Source organism: Beutenbergia cavernae DSM 12333 (assembly GCF_000023105.1).
GTDB lineage: Bacteria > Actinomycetota > Actinomycetes > Actinomycetales > Beutenbergiaceae > Beutenbergia > Beutenbergia cavernae.
The window spans coordinates 2,648,552-2,664,763 of record NC_012669.1; the positions used below are offsets into that span (position 1 = coordinate 2,648,552).

General features: G+C 72.3%; 14 protein-coding genes and 1 rRNA gene. 1 reads left to right on the top strand and 14 read right to left on the bottom strand.

The features are described 5' to 3' along the window. Positions 1-163: 163 nt before the first annotated feature. From BCAV_RS11890 to argC, 13 genes are all read right to left on the bottom strand, one after another. Positions 164-1,692: ribosomal RNA gene (locus tag BCAV_RS11890) — 16S ribosomal RNA — on the bottom strand. A gap of 774 nt (positions 1,693-2,466) precedes the next feature. Beyond that, complete coding sequence (gene tyrS / locus BCAV_RS11895; RefSeq protein ID WP_015882852.1) at positions 2,467-3,735, bottom strand: tyrosine--tRNA ligase; 1,269 nt, start codon at positions 3,733-3,735, stop codon at positions 2,467-2,469. 118 nt (positions 3,736-3,853) lie between these two features. Further along, positions 3,854-4,513 (bottom strand): DNA-3-methyladenine glycosylase, encoded by a 660-nt coding sequence (locus tag BCAV_RS11900; RefSeq protein ID WP_015882853.1) that lies wholly within the window; start codon positions 4,511-4,513, stop codon positions 3,854-3,856. 43 nt (positions 4,514-4,556) lie between these two features. Then, positions 4,557-5,294 carry a class I SAM-dependent methyltransferase gene (locus BCAV_RS11905; protein WP_015882854.1) on the bottom strand — a complete coding sequence of 246 codons (738 nt, stop codon included), beginning with the start codon at positions 5,292-5,294 and terminating at the stop codon, positions 4,557-4,559. Positions 5,295-5,326: 32 nt separating this feature from the next. Further along, entirely contained in the window at positions 5,327-5,917 is a 591-nt protein-coding gene (locus tag BCAV_RS11910; RefSeq protein WP_015882855.1) for a nucleoside/nucleotide kinase family protein, read from the bottom strand. Between the two features lie 10 nt (positions 5,918-5,927). Beyond that, the gene (gene argH / locus BCAV_RS11915) at positions 5,928-7,358 is read right to left on the bottom strand and encodes an argininosuccinate lyase (protein WP_015882856.1); all 1,431 of its coding nucleotides are present in this window, start codon (positions 7,356-7,358) and stop codon (positions 5,928-5,930) included. After that, positions 7,355-8,596, bottom strand: coding sequence for an argininosuccinate synthase (locus tag BCAV_RS11920; protein ID WP_015882857.1), 1,242 nt, complete (start codon positions 8,594-8,596; stop codon positions 7,355-7,357). Before BCAV_RS11920 ends, argH begins: the two co-directional genes overlap by 4 nt. Beyond that, positions 8,593-9,147 carry an arginine repressor gene (locus tag BCAV_RS11925; protein WP_015882858.1) on the bottom strand — a complete coding sequence of 185 codons (555 nt, stop codon included), beginning with the start codon at positions 9,145-9,147 and terminating at the stop codon, positions 8,593-8,595. Before BCAV_RS11925 ends, BCAV_RS11920 begins: the two co-directional genes overlap by 4 nt. After that, complete coding sequence (gene argF / locus BCAV_RS11930) at positions 9,144-10,136, bottom strand: ornithine carbamoyltransferase (protein WP_015882859.1); 993 nt, start codon at positions 10,134-10,136, stop codon at positions 9,144-9,146. Before argF ends, BCAV_RS11925 begins: the two co-directional genes overlap by 4 nt. Beyond that, positions 10,133-11,410, bottom strand: coding sequence for an acetylornithine transaminase (locus tag BCAV_RS11935; protein ID WP_015882860.1), 1,278 nt, complete (start codon positions 11,408-11,410; stop codon positions 10,133-10,135). Before BCAV_RS11935 ends, argF begins: the two co-directional genes overlap by 4 nt. Further along, positions 11,403-12,341, bottom strand: a complete 939-nt coding sequence (gene argB / locus BCAV_RS11940) for an acetylglutamate kinase (protein ID WP_015882861.1) — start codon at positions 12,339-12,341, stop codon at positions 11,403-11,405. Before argB ends, BCAV_RS11935 begins: the two co-directional genes overlap by 8 nt. Further along, positions 12,338-13,564 carry a bifunctional glutamate N-acetyltransferase/amino-acid acetyltransferase ArgJ gene (argJ, locus tag BCAV_RS11945; RefSeq protein WP_015882862.1) on the bottom strand — a complete coding sequence of 409 codons (1,227 nt, stop codon included), beginning with the start codon at positions 13,562-13,564 and terminating at the stop codon, positions 12,338-12,340. The genes argB and argJ overlap by 4 nt, the downstream gene beginning before the upstream one ends. Then, on the bottom strand, positions 13,561-14,625 hold the full coding sequence (gene argC, locus BCAV_RS11950; protein ID WP_222836640.1) for an N-acetyl-gamma-glutamyl-phosphate reductase: 1,065 nt from the start codon (positions 14,623-14,625) through the stop codon (positions 13,561-13,563). Before argC ends, argJ begins: the two co-directional genes overlap by 4 nt. A gap of 80 nt (positions 14,626-14,705) precedes the next feature. On the opposite strand from argC, the gene BCAV_RS11955 reads away from it, so the two are divergent. Then, the gene (locus BCAV_RS11955; RefSeq protein ID WP_015882864.1) at positions 14,706-15,689 is read left to right on the top strand and encodes a quinone oxidoreductase family protein; all 984 of its coding nucleotides are present in this window, start codon (positions 14,706-14,708) and stop codon (positions 15,687-15,689) included. Here BCAV_RS11955 and BCAV_RS11960 read toward each other — a convergent pair. Continuing rightward, on the bottom strand, positions 15,686-16,207 hold the full coding sequence (locus BCAV_RS11960; protein ID WP_015882865.1) for a flavodoxin domain-containing protein: 522 nt from the start codon (positions 16,205-16,207) through the stop codon (positions 15,686-15,688). The two genes, BCAV_RS11955 and BCAV_RS11960, sit on opposite strands and share 4 nt — an antisense overlap. Positions 16,208-16,212 lie beyond the last annotated feature (5 nt).

Consider the following 16,212-nt stretch of genomic DNA (forward strand, 5'->3'; position numbering starts at 1 on the left):
GCCTGTTCCCTCAGGACCCAACAGCGTGCCTGAACCGATGTTCCACCCATGAGCAGCCACCCCCACCACACTCGGATGAGGCATGACCCTGAACACCCCCACAACCCCACCGGCCACGAACGACCGCACGAGCTCCAACGCGAGGATGCCAGACGCTCCTTAGAAAGGAGGTGATCCAGCCGCACCTTCCGGTACGGCTACCTTGTTACGACTTAGTCCTAATCGCCGATCCCACCTTCGACCACTCCCCCCACAAGGGTTGGGCCATGGGCTTCGGGTGTTACCGACTTTCATGACTTGACGGGCGGTGTGTACAAGGCCCGAGAACGTATTCACCGCAGCGTTGCTGATCTGCGATTACTAGCGACTCCGACTTCATGGGGTCGAGTTGCAGACCCCAATCCGAACTGAGACCGGCTTTCTGGGATTCGCTCCACCTCACGGTATCGCAGCCCTTTGTACCGGCCATTGTAGCATGCGTGAAGCCCAAGACATAAGGGGCATGATGATTTGACGTCATCCCCACCTTCCTCCGAGTTGACCCCGGCAGTCTCCTATGAGTCCCCACCATCACGTGCTGGCAACATAGGACGAGGGTTGCGCTCGTTGCGGGACTTAACCCAACATCTCACGACACGAGCTGACGACAACCATGCACCACCTGTGCACGAGTGTCCAAAGAGACCACCATCTCTGGTGGCTTCCCGTACATGTCAAGCCTTGGTAAGGTTCTTCGCGTTGCATCGAATTAATCCGCATGCTCCGCCGCTTGTGCGGGCCCCCGTCAATTCCTTTGAGTTTTAGCCTTGCGGCCGTACTCCCCAGGCGGGGCACTTAATGCGTTTGCTACGGCACGGAACTCGTGGAATGAGCCCCACACCTAGTGCCCAACGTTTACGGCATGGACTACCAGGGTATCTAATCCTGTTCGCTCCCCATGCTTTCGCTCCTCAGCGTCAGTTACGGCCCAGAGACCCGCCTTCGCCACCGGTGTTCCTCCTGATATCTGCGCATTCCACCGCTACACCAGGAATTCCAGTCTCCCCTACCGCACTCTAGTCTGCCCGTACCCACTGCAGGCGCGAGGTTGAGCCTCGCGTTTTCACAGCAGACGCGACAAACCGCCTACGAGCTCTTTACGCCCAATAATTCCGGACAACGCTTGCGCCCTACGTATTACCGCGGCTGCTGGCACGTAGTTAGCCGGCGCTTCTTCTGCAGGTACCGTCACCCGAAGGCTTCTTCCCTACTGAAAGAGGTTTACAACCCGAAGGCCGTCATCCCTCACGCGGCGTCGCTGCATCAGGCTTGCGCCCATTGTGCAATATTCCCCACTGCTGCCTCCCGTAGGAGTCTGGGCCGTGTCTCAGTCCCAGTGTGGCCGGTCACCCTCTCAGGCCGGCTACCCGTCACCGCCTTGGTAGGCCATCACCCCACCAACAAGCTGATAGGCCGCGAGCCCATCCCAAACCAGACAAGCCTTTCCACACCCCACCATGCAGCAGGATGTCATATCCAGTATTAGCCCCGGTTTCCCGGAGTTATCCCAGAGTCTGGGGCAGGTTACTCACGTGTTACTCACCCGTTCGCCACTCATCCACCCCAGGCAAGCCCGGGGCATCAGCGTTCGACTTGCATGTGTAAAGCACGCCGCCAGCGTTCGTCCTGAGCCAGGATCAAACTCTCCGTCAAAACCCCACCACCCCAAAAAGGCGGTAAGAACAATAACGAAACAGTAAACCCCAGCAACACACCCCCACAACCGAGGGCATGCAACCAAAGGAACCCCACCGCGAAACCAACAACCACCAACAAAGTCAGCAGCCACCAGCCCCACGGACGAGGACAAAACTATGGCATCGATTCAAACACACTGTTGAGTTCTCAAGAAACAGACACACACCAACAACCACACCCACCAACCAGCAGGCCCAGCCATCAGGGCAACCTCTCCAAACTACCCCCCACACCACACTCCGCGCCACTTCGTGGCCGCCGTGCTGGAGGGGATCCGGACGTGCAGATCGTGCTCTTGCGAGCCGATCGTGATCCGGGAGCTGCTCCTCGGGACCGTCCACCTCGTGGTGTCCGTTCCTCCCGTTCGGGGCAACGGGGAGAGACATTACGGTCCGCCGGCCGCCGGCGCAACTCGCCTGCATCTCGGGCGTGTCGCACGGAGAACCCAGGTGGCATCGAGGCTGTGACCTGCGGGTTCGCGTCGTGACTCCGGCCCTGTGGTCGACGGCTGAGGCCGCCCGTTGGGCCGCGTGAGGTGGCTCACTCGGAGCCGACAGCGTCCGATGCGGGCAGTCGGGGCTGGGCGCCACGCGGCCAGCGGTCCACTCCCCGGGCACCGACCGTCGTCGGACCGGCCCCCACCCGAACCGGGAGCGGGCCGGGACGGATGCCGCGGAGATGGTCGTGAGCACGCGCTCCGTCACCTCCGCGGCGTCCGTCCCGGTCGGCTCAGGTCGCCCGCGCGTCCAGGACGCCGAGCGTCCGCCGCCCGCGCCTGACGAGAACGAAGCGGTCAGCGAGCAGATCCTCGACGGCCAGGACCCTGTCGGCGTCGTCCACCTTCACGTTGTTGACGTAGGCACCGCCCTCGTCCACAGCGCGGCGTGCGGCATTCCGCCCGCTCACGAGCCCGGTCTCGGCGAGCGCGTCGACGATCGTCGTCTCGCCCGGCCGCAGCGGCGCACTCGGCAGCTCGGCGACGGCATCCGCCAGCGTCCGCTCGTCGAGCGCGTCGAGGTCGTCGCGCCCGAAGAGGGCGCGCGACGCACGCTCCACCCGCTCACGCGCCTGCGCCCCGTGCACGAGGTCGGTCACGGAGGCCGCCAACGCCCGTTGTGCCTCACGCGCCCCGGGACGTTCCCGCACCGCCACGTCGAGCGCCTCGATCTCTTCGCGGGACAGGAACGTGAACACCCGCAGGTACCCACCGACGTCGGCGTCCGCGGCGTTGAACCAGAACTGGTAGAACGCGTACGGGCTCGTGAGCTCCGGGTCGAGCCAGATCGAGCCGCCCTCAGTCTTGCCGAACTTGGTCCCGTCGGGCTTCGTGATGAGCGGCGTGGTGAGCGCGTGGGCTCCTGCGCCCTCGACCTTGCGGATCAGCTCGACGCCCGAGAGCAGGTTGCCCCACTGGTCGTTGCCGCCGAGCTGCAGGCGGACGTCGTCCCGACGGAAGAGCTCGAGGTAGTCCATCCCCTGGAGGATCTGGTAGCTGAACTCGGTGAAGCTGAGGCCGTCCTCGCTCGCGAGGCGCCGCGCCACTGTCTCCTTCGCGAGCATGGTGCCGAGGCGGAAGTGCTTGCCGACGTCGCGGAGGAAGTCGATCGCGGACAGCGGCGCCGTCCAGTCCAGGTTGTTCACCATGCGGGCGGCGGTCGGCCCGTCGAAGTCCAGGTACGGCTCGATCTGCGCACGGATCTTGCCGACCCATCCCGCGACGACGTCAGGGGCGTTGAGCGTGCGCTCCCCGGACATGCGCGGGTCGCCGATGAGGCCGGTCGCGCCGCCCACCAGGCCGACCGGGCGGTGCCCGGCGAGCTGGAAGCGCCGCATCGTCAGGATGAGCACGAGGTTGCCGACGTGCAGGCTGGGGGCACTCGGGTCGAAGCCGCCGTAGAACGTCACCGGACCGGCGTCGAGCAGCTCGCCCAGCGCCTCTCGGTCCGTGCTCTGCGCGATGAGCCCGCGCCAGTCGAGCTCTTCGAGGATCGTCGTCATCGTGGTGGTTACCTTCTTCTCGGACCGCTGCGGGTCCGTCGTGGGGTGGTCGTCGTCGTGAGCGCCCCGGTGCGTGCGCGGGAGCAGCGCGATCCGCGGGGCCGGTGCCAGGCAGGTGTCATCGTGCGCGGTACGGGGAGACCGTCGGATCGCCGGTCAACCAGTACCGCCACGGATACACGCGGCCGTTCCCGCCGTCGCCCGCCACGCCGGTGCGGGGACCGCGCTCCCACGGCCCGGCCGGACCGCGGTCGAGCCGCAGCGCCGCGCGGGACACCCCGGGGACGACGTGACCGGCGGTCCCGTCCACGCTCGCGCCGTCGTCGGCACCGCTGAGCCCGAGAGCCGTCGCGAGCCGCGCCGGACCGCGTGCGAGGTCGGCGTCGCCCTTCGTCGTCGGCCGACGACGGCGCGCCAGCTCGACCCCCTCGACCACGCGCCCGGCGCGCAGCAGCACGGCGGAGGGCTCGCCGTCGGATCCCGTCACCACGTTCGCGCACCAGTGCATCCCGTAGGTGAAGTACAGGTAGAGGCGGCCGGCCGGGCCGAACATCGTCGCGTTGCGCGGCGTCCGCCCGCGGTAGGCGTGCGAGCCCGGGTCGTCGGAGCCGCCGTACGCCTCGACCTCGCTCAGGCGCACCGTCACGGTGCCCTCGGGCGACCTCACGGAGATCAGGGCGCCGAGCAGGTCGCGCGCGACGTCGTGGACCGAACGCGCGTACCACGTGCGCGGAGGCACGCGCAGGTCCGCGTCGACGGACCCGGCCTGCGCGCTCATGACGGTGATTGTGCCCGATGTGCCGGGCGGCGAGCGAGGACGTTCACGGGAGCGTGGGCGTGCGGGCCCGGAAGCAGTGCGTGACGTACGGCACGACGACGAGCCCGTCGTCGCCCGTGTGCGCCCGCGCCAGCCCCGCCACGGCGGCGGCGACCCGGCGGCGTTCGGCGTCCGACTCCGTGAGCAGGTAGCTGCGGGTCGTCACCATGTCGACGACGTCCTCGGGCCGCAGGCGACGCGTCCAGCGCACCACGGTCCGCTCGACGGCGCCGAACGGCTCCGGCACTTTCGGCCCGTCCCCGAGGACCTGCGCCTCGTGGTCCGACGGTCGGGCGATCGCCGCGAGGCTCGCGGCGATCTCGGACGCGGGGTCCCGGATGTTCCACACGAGCCCGAGCGACCCACCGGGGCGCAGGACGCGGGCGATCTCCCGGGAGGCACGCCCGGCGTCGAACCAGTGCCAGGCCTGCCCGACGACGACGGCGTCCACGGAGCCGGGCGCGCGCGGGATCGACTCCGCCGACCCCGCGCGTGCGTCGACGTCGGGCAGCCGTGCGGACAGGGCGTCGAGCATGCGCGCGTCGGGGTCGACGGCCACGACCCGCCGCACGCCGTCGACGAGAGCGCGCGTGAGCTTCCCCGATCCGGCACCGAGGTCCAGGACGTCGCGGGCTCCCGCCGGCACGAGCCAGGCCACCGCCTCGGCGGGGTAGTCGGGCCGGCCACGCTCGTACGCCTCGACCGAGCCGCCGAAGGAGAGTCGTCGCGTCGCCTCGGTCACAGCCCTCCACCTTCCCACGCGCGGCCCCGGTGTCACGGGCGGACGACGCCGCCCCACGCGTCGAGGACGACGTCGGCCCGTTCGCCGGTGCCCTCGCGCTCCGCGAGACGGCGCTCGTCGCGCATCCAGGCCCGCCAGTGCTCCTCGGCGTCCGTGCCGTCTCGCTCGAGGCCCCGCGCGAGACGCAGCTCGTCGTCGGCCTCGACCCAGATCACGAGACTCGCGACGCCGTCGACGGCGCGCGGCGCGGCTCCGCACCCCTCGACCACGAGCGCCGGGCGCCGCGGCACGTCGTGCCACTCGGCATACGCGCCGGCGGCCCAGTCGAACCGCCGGTAGCGGCCCGCACGACCGGCGGCCATCGGGTCCAGCACCCACGTGGCGAGAAGTGCCGGCGCCTCGAGCAGGCCGCCCCAGCCTGGGTACAGGTCGTCCATGTGCACGACCTGCGCCGCGAGGGCCGCGCCGAGCTGGGCCGCGAGCGTCGTCTTCCCGGCACCGGCGAGACCGTCCACGCACACGAGGCGCACGGGCTCGACGTCGCCTCCCGGCGGCCCGAGGAGCGCCGGGCGCGACAGGGCAGCGCGCACCAGGTCGTCGAGGACGTCCGCCTCGACGCTCACCGGGGCGCCCTCACTCGCCGTCGGCCCACGCCCGCAGCTCCGACGAGCGCTCCCCCGCACGGGCGAGCTGCTCGACGACGCGCACCGGCGCGGTCCCGCCGCGCCCGGCCCGCGAGGCGATCGACCCCTCCACGGAGAGGACGGACCGCACATCCGGCGTCAGGTGGTCACTGATCCCGGCCAGCTCGGCGTCGGTGAGGTCCCAGAGCTCGATCGGCGGTGTGTGCTCCTCGCACGCCCGCACGCAGGCCCCGGCGATCTCGTGCGCATCGCGGAACGGGACGCCGTTCCGCACGAGCCACTCCGCGACGTCGGTCGCGAGCGAGAAGCCCTGCGGGGCCAGCTCGGCCATGCGGTCGGTGTCGAACCGGAGCGTGGCGACCATGCCGGCGACGGCGGGGAGCAGCACCTCGAGCTGCGCGACGCCGTCGAACACCGGCTCCTTGTCCTCCTGCAGATCGCGGTTGTAGGCCAGCGGAAGGCCCTTGAGCGTCGCCAGCAGCCCCGCGAGGTCGCCGATGAGGCGCCCCGCCTTGCCGCGCGCGAGCTCCGCCACGTCCGGGTTCTTCTTCTGCGGCATGATGCTCGACCCGGTGGAGTACGCGTCGTCGAGCGTGACGAAGCCGAACTCCTTGGTGGCCCAGATGATGACGTCCTCCGCCAGGCGGGACAGGTCCACGGCGGTCATCGCGAGCACGAACGCGCACTCGGCGACGACGTCGCGGGCCGCCGTCCCGTCGATCGAGTTCTCCGCCGAGTCGGCGAAGCCCAGCTCGCGGGCCACCGCCTGCGGGTCGAGGCCGAGCGACGAGCCGGCGAGCGCCCCGGACCCGTACGGCGACACCGCGGCCCGGACGTCCCAGTCGACGAGCCGGCCCACGTTCCGCAGCAGCGGCCACGCGTGAGCCAGCAGGTGGTGCGCGAGGAGCACGGGCTGCGCGTGCTGCAGGTGCGTGCGCCCCGGCATCGGCGCCTGCGGATGCGCGGCCGCCTGGTCGACGAGCGCGTCGACGACGTCGAGCACCCCGCCCGCCACGGTCCGGGCGTGATCGCGCAGGAACATGCGCACCTCGGTCGCGATCTGGTCGTTGCGCGACCGCCCCGCGCGGAGCTTCCCCCCGACCTCGGTGCCGATCCGCTCGATGAGGCCGCGCTCGAGCGCCCCGTGCACGTCCTCGTCGTGCGGTCCGGGCACGAACGCGCCGGAGAGCACGTCGGCCTCCAGCGCGTCCAGACCCTCGATCATCGTGGCCAGCTCGACGGCGGACAGCAGGCCGGCCGTGCGCAGCACCCGGGCGTGGGCGCGCGAGCCCGCGAGGTCGTACGGCGCCAGCACCCAGTCGAACTGCGTGCTGCGGCTGAGCTCCGCCAGCGCGTCGGCGGACCCGCCCGCGAACCGGCCGCCCCAGAGCTGTCCCTCGCCCGTGCCCGGCGTGCTCACAGCTGCTGCGTCCCGAGGTCGGGGCCATTGCCGAAGGCGACGTCGCGCGCCGCGGCGAGCTTCGACGTCAGGCCGAAGATCTCGATGAAGCCCTTCGCGTTGCTCTGGTCGAACGCGTCGCCGGTGTCGTAGGTCGCGAGGGAGAAGTCGTACAGGCTCGTGTCGCTGCGCCGGCCGGTGACGACGGCGCGGCCGCCGTGCAGGGTCATCCGGATGTCGCCGGAGACGTACCGCTGGGTGTCGGCGATGAACGCGTCGAGGGAGTGCTTGAGCGGCGAGAACCACTGGCCGTCGTACACGAGCTCGGTCCAGCGCTGCCCGACCGTCCTCTTGAACCGCGCCTGCTCGCGCTCCACGGTGACGTTCTCCAGCTCGGCGTGCGCGGCGATGAGCGCGATCGCCCCCGGCGCCTCGTAGACCTCGCGCGACTTGATGCCGACGAGCCGGTCCTCGACGATGTCGATCCGCCCGATGCCCTGGGCGCCGGCGCGCCGGTTCATCTCCTGGATCGCCCGCAGCGGCGTGACGGCGACGCCGTCGATCGCCACCGGGACGCCCTGCTCGAACGTGATGACGACCTCGTCCTCGACGGGCGGGAACGTGGGGTCGTCGGTGTAGGAGTAGACGTCCTTCGTCGGGGAGTTCCAGATGTCCTCGAGGAACCCGGTCTCGACGGCGCGGCCCCACACGTTCTGGTCGATCGAGAACGGGTTGTTCTTCGTGGTCTCGATCGGGAGCGCGTGCTCGTTCGCGTAGGCGATCGCCTTGTCGCGCGTGAGCGCCAGGTCCCGCACCGGCGCGAGGCAGGCGAGGTCCGGGGCGAGCGACGTGATGCCCACCTCGAACCGGACCTGGTCGTTGCCCTTGCCGGTGCAGCCGTGCGCCACGGTGTCGGCCCCGAACTGCCGCGCCGCGCGCACGAGGTGCTTGACGATCACGGGCCGGGACAGCGCCGACACGAGCGGGTACCGGTCGAGGTACATCGCGTTGGCGGCGAGCGCGGGCATGCAGTACTCGGTCGCGAACTCGTCGCGTGCATCGGCGACGTAGGCCTCGACGGCGCCGCAGTCGAGCGCACGCTGCCGGATGACGTCGAGGTCCTCGCCACCCTGGCCGACGTCGACGGCGACGGCGATCACCTCGGCGCCGGTCGCCTCCCCGATCCATCCGATGGCGACCGACGTGTCGAGCCCGCCCGAGTAGGCGAGGACGACGCGCTTGCTGGACGTGCTGCTCATGAACTTCTCTCCTGCTGCGAGGTGGTGGGAGTGGTGGCCTCGGGCTGGACGCCCGCGGCAAGTGTGAGGAAGCGGTCGGCGACGTCGGCTCCGCCGGCCGGGTCGCGCGAGATCACGAGGACCGTGTCGTCGCCGGCGATCGTGCCGAGCACGCCGGGGAGCACCGAGTGGTCGATCGCCGACGCGAAGAACTGCGCGGCACCCGGCGGCGTCCGCAGCACCGCGAGGTTGGCACTCGCCTCCGCGGACACGAGCAGCTCGGCGCAGAGGCGTTCGAGCCGCCGGGACAGCTGCTCCGCGTCGGAGGACGCAGGTCCCAGGGCGTGTGCCCCGCCCTCCGGCGGCAGCGCGTACACCAGCCCGTCCGGTCCGCGCACCTTCTGCGCCTGCAGCTCCACGAGATCGCGGGACAGCGTCGCCTGGGTGACGACGACGCCGTCGGCCGCGAGCGTCTCGAGCAGCTCGCCCTGCGAGTGGATGTGGGCGCGAGTGATCGCCTGCGCGATGAGCGCGTGACGGGCGGTCTTCGTCGGCGGTGACGTGGTGCTCATCCGGTCTCCCCCGCCCGGTCGAGGAGCCAGGTGAGCAGCGCCTTCTGCGCGTGCAGCCGGTTCTCCGCCTCGTCCCACACCACCGACGCGGGTCCGTCGATGACCTCCGCGGTGATCTCCTTGCCGCGGTACGCGGGCAGGCAGTGGAGGACGACGGCGTCGGGTGCGGCGTGCGCGAGCAGCCGGGAGTCGAGGCGGTACGGCAGGAACGGCGCCTCCCGCTCGGCGGCCTGCTCCTCCTGGCCCATCGAGACCCACGTGTCCGTCGCGACCACGTCGGCACCGGCGACGGCGTACGCCGCCTCGGTCATGACGGCCACCGAGCCGCCGGTCTCGGCGGCGATCGCCTCCGCGCGCGCGACGACGTCGGGATGCGGCTGGTAACCCTCCGGCGCGCCGATCCGCACGTCGAGCCCGGCGAGCGCCCCGCCGAGCAGGTACGAGTTGCCCATGTTGTTGGCGCCGTCGCCGACGAACGCGAGCGTGCGCCCGGCCAGCGCGGGACCGCTCCTCGCGAGACCGCCGGTGTGCTCGGCGATCGTCAGCAGGTCGGCGAGGATCTGGCACGGGTGGTAGTCGTCGGTGAGCGCGTTCACGACGGGCACGCCGGCCTGCGCGGCCATCTCCTCGAGCGCTGACTGGGCGAACGTGCGCCACACGATCGCCGCGACCTGGCGGCCGAGCACCCGCGCGGTGTCGGCGACCGACTCGCGCACGCCGATCCGGGCGAGGTTCCCGTCGACCACGAGCGGGAACCCGCCGAGCTCCGCGATCCCCGTGGCGAACGACACCTGCGTCCGCAGCGTGGGCTTGTCGAAGATCACGGCGACGGCGCGTGGGCCCGCGAGCGGCTGCCGGGAGTGCCGGTCGGCCTTGAGCGCCAGCGCGAGCTCGAGCACCTCGCGCTGCTCGGCGCTCGTGAGGTCGTCGTCGGCCAGGAAGTGGCGCAGAGCGGTGCCGGCGGCTGACGTAGTGGTGGGCGTGGTCACGGGCGTCCCTCGGTGTCGGTGGGCAGGGTGGCGAGCGCGGCGTCGCAGATGCGCGGCAGCGCCTCGGCGAAGGACGCCGCCTGCTCGCGCGTGAGGATCAGGGGCGGCGCGAGCCGGATCGCGTTCGGCAGCGGTGCGTTGACGATGAACCCGGCCTCCAGCGCGGCAGCTGCGACGGCCGGGGCGATCGGGCGGGTCAGCTCGACGGCGATGAGCAGCCCCTCGCCGCGGACCGAGCCGATGAGCGGGTGACCGGTCTCGCCGAGCGCGATCCGCCACCACGCCCCGAGGGCCCGGACGTGATCGAGCAGACCGTCGCGCTCGATGACGTGGATCGTGGCCAGCGCAGCAGCCGCCGCCACGGGGTTGCCGCCGAACGTCGTCCCGTGCTGCCCGGGGCCGAAGAGCGCCGCGGCGCGTTCGCCGAAGCCGATGACAGCACCCACGGGGAAGCCGCCGCCGAGGCCCTTCGCCAGCGTGACGACGTCGGGCACCACTCCCCCGCCGAGGTCGCTGGCCTGCGACGCGAGCCAGTGCCCGCACCGGCCCATCCCGGACTGCACCTCGTCGAGGACGAGCAGGGCGTCGTGTCGGTCCGCGAGCGCGCGCGCCGCGGCGAGGTAGCCGGGCGGGAGCGCCCGAACGCCGGCCTCGCCCTGCACCGGTTCGACGACGAGCGCTGCCACGCCACCGGCGTCGAACGCCTCCTCCAGCGCCAGGACGTCGCCGAACGGCACGTGCTCGACGCCGCCCGGCAGCGGTTCGAACGGCTCGCGGTAGGCGGCCTTGTGGGTCAGCGCCAGGGCGCCCATCGTCCGGCCGTGGAAACCGCCGGTCAGCGCGAGCACGCGCGGCTTCTCCACGCCGCCGTGCAACCGGATCATCTTGAGCGCGGCCTCGTTCGCCTCCGTGCCGGAGTTCGAGAAGAAGACGCGCGAGCCATCCGGGGCCCCGGCGAGCTCGAGGAGGCGCTCCGCGAGCGCGACCTGCGTCGGCGTCGCGAAGAAGTTCGAGACGTGCCCGAGCGTGCCGAGCTGCGCCGCGACGGCGGAGACGAGCGTCGGGTGGGCGTGCCCGAGCGCGTTGACGGCGATGCCGGCGAGCAGGTCGAGGTAGCGTGCGCCGTCGGCGTCCCACACCCACGCACCCTCGCCGCGCACCAGCACGCGCTGCGGTGCCCCGAACGTGTTCATCAGCGCCCCGGAGTAGCGACGCCGCCACTCCGCCTGCGCGTCGATCCCGGACGCCGTCAGGCCGGCCACCAGATCACTCACTGCTCGCTCCCGCCGCGGCCTCGTCGGGCAGCACCATCGTGCCGACCCCCTCCGTCGTGAACACCTCGAGCAGCAGGGCGTGCGGCGCCCGCCCGTCGATCACGTGAGCCTGCGGCACACCGCCGCGCACCGCCCGCAGGCATGCCTCCATCTTCGGCACCATCCCGGCGTCGAGGCCGGGCAGCATCGCCTCGAGCTCCGCCGCCGAGATGAGGCTGACGAGCGAGGAGCGGTCCGGCCACGCGGAGTACAGCCCCTCGACGTCCGTCAGCACGACGAGCTTCGTCGCCCCCAGAGCCACGGCGAGCGCCGACGCCGCCGTGTCGGCGTTGACGTTGAGGATCTGCGTCGGGTCGGCCTCGTCCGTGGCGATCGTCGAGACGACAGGGATGCGGCCGGCGTCGAGCAGGTCGGCGACAGCGAGCGGGTCCACCCGTGACACGTCGCCCACCAGGCCGACGTCCACCGGTTCGCCGTCCACCACCGCCGAGCGGCGCTGCGCCCGGAACAGGCCCGCGTCCTCGCCCGACAGGCCGACGGCGAGCGGACCCCGCGCGTTGAGCATGGTCACGAGCCGGCGCTGCACCTGCCCGGTGAGGACCATGCGGACGACGTCCATCGCCTCCGGCGTCGTGACGCGCAGGCCGCCCCGGAACTCGGACGTGATCTCGAGCTTGGCGAGCATCTGGGTGATCTGCGGCCCGCCACCGTGCACGACCACGGGCTTGAGACCGACGCGGCGCAGGAACAGCACGTCGTCGGCGAACGCCGCCTCGAGGTCGGCGTCGATCATCGCGTTGCCGCCGAACTTGATGACGACGACGGCGCCCGCGAACCGCTCGAGCCACGGCAGCGCCTGAACGAGCACCTCAGCCTTCTGCGCCGCCCGGAGGTCCCGCTCCGTGTCGAAGTCCGCACCCGGCGCGCTCATGAGGAGTACGCCGAGTTCTCGTGCACGTACGCGTGCGTGAGGTCGTTCGTCCACACCGTGGCCTCGGCCTCGCCGGCGTGCAGGTCGACGACGATGCTCACCTCGCGGGCACCGGCCATGTCCACACGTGAACGGTCCTCGTACGCCGCACCCGCGCGGCAGACCTGGGTGCCGTTGATCGTCACGTCGAGCGCGGCCGGATCGAACGGGGCCACGGACTCGGGCACCGTGCCGACCTGGGCGAGCACACGGCCCCAGTTGGGGTCGTTTCCGAAGATCGCTGCCTTGACGAGGTTGGAGCGGGTCACCGCGCGCGCCACGGCGAGCGCGGCGTCCTCGGTGTGGGCACCCGTGACCGTGACGGCGACGTCGTGGCTGGCGCCCTCGGCGTCGGCGACGAGCGCCCGGGCGAGCGTCGCGCACACGTCGCGGACCGCCGCGGCGAAGGTCTCGGGGTCGGGGGCGACGCCGGACGCCCCGGACGCCAGCAAGGTCACCGTGTCCGACGTCGACATGCACCCGTCGGAGTCGACGCGGTCGAACGTGAGCGCCGTCGCCGCGCGCAGGGCCGCGTCGGCCTGCGCCGCATCGACGACGGCGTCCGTCGTGAGCACGCACAGCATCGTCGCGAGCGCCGGGGCGAGCATCCCCGCACCCTTCGCCATCCCGCCGACGGCGAACTCGCCGTCGGGCGTGACGACCCGGACGTCCGCCGTCTTCGGCACGCTGTCCGTCGTCATGATCGCCAGGGCGGCGTCGGGACCGCCGTCGGCGGCGAGGGCGCTCGCCGCCGCGTCGACGCCACCGAGCAGGAGCTCGCGGGGCAGCCGCTCGCCGATGAGGCCGGTGGAGCACACGACGACGTCGCCGGCCGAGACGCCCAGCGCGCTCGCGACGCGCTCGGCCGTGAGGTGCGAGTCGGCGAAGCCCTCGGGGCCGGCGAACACGTTCGCCCCGCCCGAGTTGAGGACGACCGCGCTCACGACGCCGTCCGTCACGACCTGCCGCGACCAGAGCACCGGGGCGCCCACGACCCGGTTCGACGTGAACACCGCAGCACCGACCTGCGCCGGACCGTCGTTGACGACGAGGGCGACGTCCCGCCCGCCCGAGGTCTTGAGCCCTGCAGCGACGCCCGCGGCGCGGAACCCGGCCGGAGCCGTCACGCCGGGCGAGGCCTCCCCGGGGGCATCCTGGGCGGGCTGTCCTTCGCTCGAGCTCACGGGGCGACTCCTTCGGTGGGCAGGCCGGTGTGCTCGGGCAGCCCGAGCGCGAGGTTCATGGACTGCACGGCGGCGCCCGCCGTGCCCTTGACGAGGTTGTCGATCGCCGTGACCGTGACGACGCGGCCGGCGGCGGCGTCCACGGCGACCTGCACCAGCGCGGTGTTCGCGCCGAGAGTCGCCGCCGTCGTCGGCCACTGCCCGTCGGGCAGGAGGTGGACGAACGGCTCGCCGTCGTACGCACGCTCCCACGCCTGGCGGACGGCGGCGGCGTCGACGCCGGGGGCGAGGCGCGCCGTCGCCGTCGCGAGGATCCCGCGGGCCATCGGCACGAGGGTCGGCGTGAACGAGATCGTCACGTCCGCGGCGCCGGCCGCGCGGAGGTTCTGCTGGATCTCCGGGATGTGGCGGTGGGTGCCGCCGACGGCGTAGGGCACGGCGGAGCCGAGCGCCTCGCTCGCGAGGAGGTGCGTCTTCGCCGCCTTGCCGGCGCCGGAGTAGCCGTTGGCGAGGACGGCGACGACGTCCGTGGGCTCGACGACGCCAGCGGCGATCCCGGGCGCGAGGCCGAGCGTGACGGCGGTGACGTTGCAGCCCGGTACAGCGACGCGCCGGGCGGCGGCGAGCTCGGCACGCTGGGCGGTCGCCACGTGCTCGCCCGCGTGCAGGAGCTCTGGAAGGCCGTACGTCCACGTCCCGGCGTGCTCGCTGCCGTAGAAGGCGCGCCACGCCGCGGGGTCGACGAGCCGGTGGTCGGCGCCGCAGTCGAGCACGAGGACGTCCTCGCCGCGGGCCTCCAGCTCGGCGGCGAGCGCGCCGGACGCGCCGTGCGGGAGCGCGAGGACGACGACGTCGTGCCCGGCGAGCACCTCGGCGCTGGTCGGGTCGAACGTGCGGTCCGCGAGCGCGCGCAGGTGCGGCAGGTGGGCGCCGACGCGCTGCCCGGCGTTGGCGTGGGCGGTCAGGGCCCCGAGCGTGACGTCCGGATGGCCCAGGAGCAGCCGCGCCACCTCGCCGCCGGCGTAGCCGCTCGCCCCGGCGATCGCGATCGATACAGTCACGTGCATAACCATACACACCGCGGCGGTCCGCCCGGGCACCCGCCGGCTGGCCGGCCCTCGTCCGGCGCTAGGTTGGGCGCGTGCGCGCGATCCAGGCCCGTGAGGCGGGCGGCCCCGAGGTGCTCGAGCTCGTCGACCTGCCCGACCCGGCGCCAGGGCACGGCGAGGTGCTCGTGCGGGTCGGCGCCGCCGGCGTGAACTTCATCGACACGTACCGCCGCAGCGGCACGTACCCGATGCCGTTCCCGCACGTCGTCGGCACCGAGGGCGCGGGACGCGTGGTCGCCCTCGGCGAGGGAGTCACGCAGCCCGCGATCGGTGACCGCGTCGCCTGGTCCGACGTCCCCGGCAGCTACGCGGAGCTCGTCGCGGTGCCCGTGGACCGCGCCCTGCCCGTCCCGGACGAGGTGTCCGACGACGTCGCAGCCGCCCTCCCGCTCCAGGGCATGACCGCCCAGTACCTCGTGGACGCCACGTATCCCGTGCAGCGGGGCGACCAGCTCCTCGTGCACGCGGCGGCCGGCGGCGTCGGCCTCCTGCTCGTGCAGCTCGCGGCCAGCCGCGGCGCCCGCATCATCGCGACCGTCGGCTCGACGGAGAAGGAGACCCTCGCGCGCGGGGCGGGCGCCGACGTCGTCATCCGCTACGACGAGCTCGACGACGTCGCGACGGCGCTGCCTGCGCTCGTGCGCGAGGCGACGGGCGGAGAGGGTGTGCACGCCGTCTACGACGGGGTCGGCGTCGCGACATTCGACGCCTCGCTCGCGAGCCTGCGCCGACGCGGCACGCTCGTCCTGTTCGGTGCGTCCAGCGGCCCTGTGCCGCCGGTCGACCCGCAGCGCCTCAACCGCGCCGGATCGGTCTACCTCACCCGCCCGACGCTCGGCGACTACACGACCACCCGCGAGGAGCTGCTCGCCCGGGCGCGCGACGTGTTCGACGCCGTCGCCCACGGCCGTCTCGACGTGCGGATCGGCGCCCGCTTCGGGCTCGCTGACGCCGCCGAGGCGCACCGCGCCCTCGAGGGGCGTGCGACCACCGGGAAGGTGCTGCTCGAGGCCTAGCGCCGGTCGGCGTCCTCGGCATCGACGGCGAGGCGCGCGGCGATCCGCTCGGCCCACTCGCGGACGTCGTCCCAGAGGGTGTACTCGCCCTCGCGCGCCCGCACGATCGCGACGAGCGACCGCTCCCGCAGGGACAGCTCCTCGAGCCGGAGGCGGCCACCGAACACGACCGGCGGGTGCATCGGCGCCCCGGCCCGGAGCGGCCTGAGCCACGCGGCGTCGAGCGGGGCGAGCGTCACGTCGCGGATCCCCACCGAGAACGGGAACACGGGCGGGCCGTCCGGCATGCGCAGGAGCCTGGACCGCAGCGTGGTCGCCGCGGCGAGCCACTGGCCCGTGTACACGGCCGACCCGAGGACGACGGCGCCCGCCGTCTCGAGCGCACCCGCGTCGGCCACGAGGTCGGCGGCGTCGGCATGGACGACGTCGTGGCCGCGCTCGCGCAGCACGTCCGCGATCGCGGCACCGACGTCGGTCGTCGCGCCGTGCTTCGACGCGGTCGCCACGAGCACCCGCATGCCCC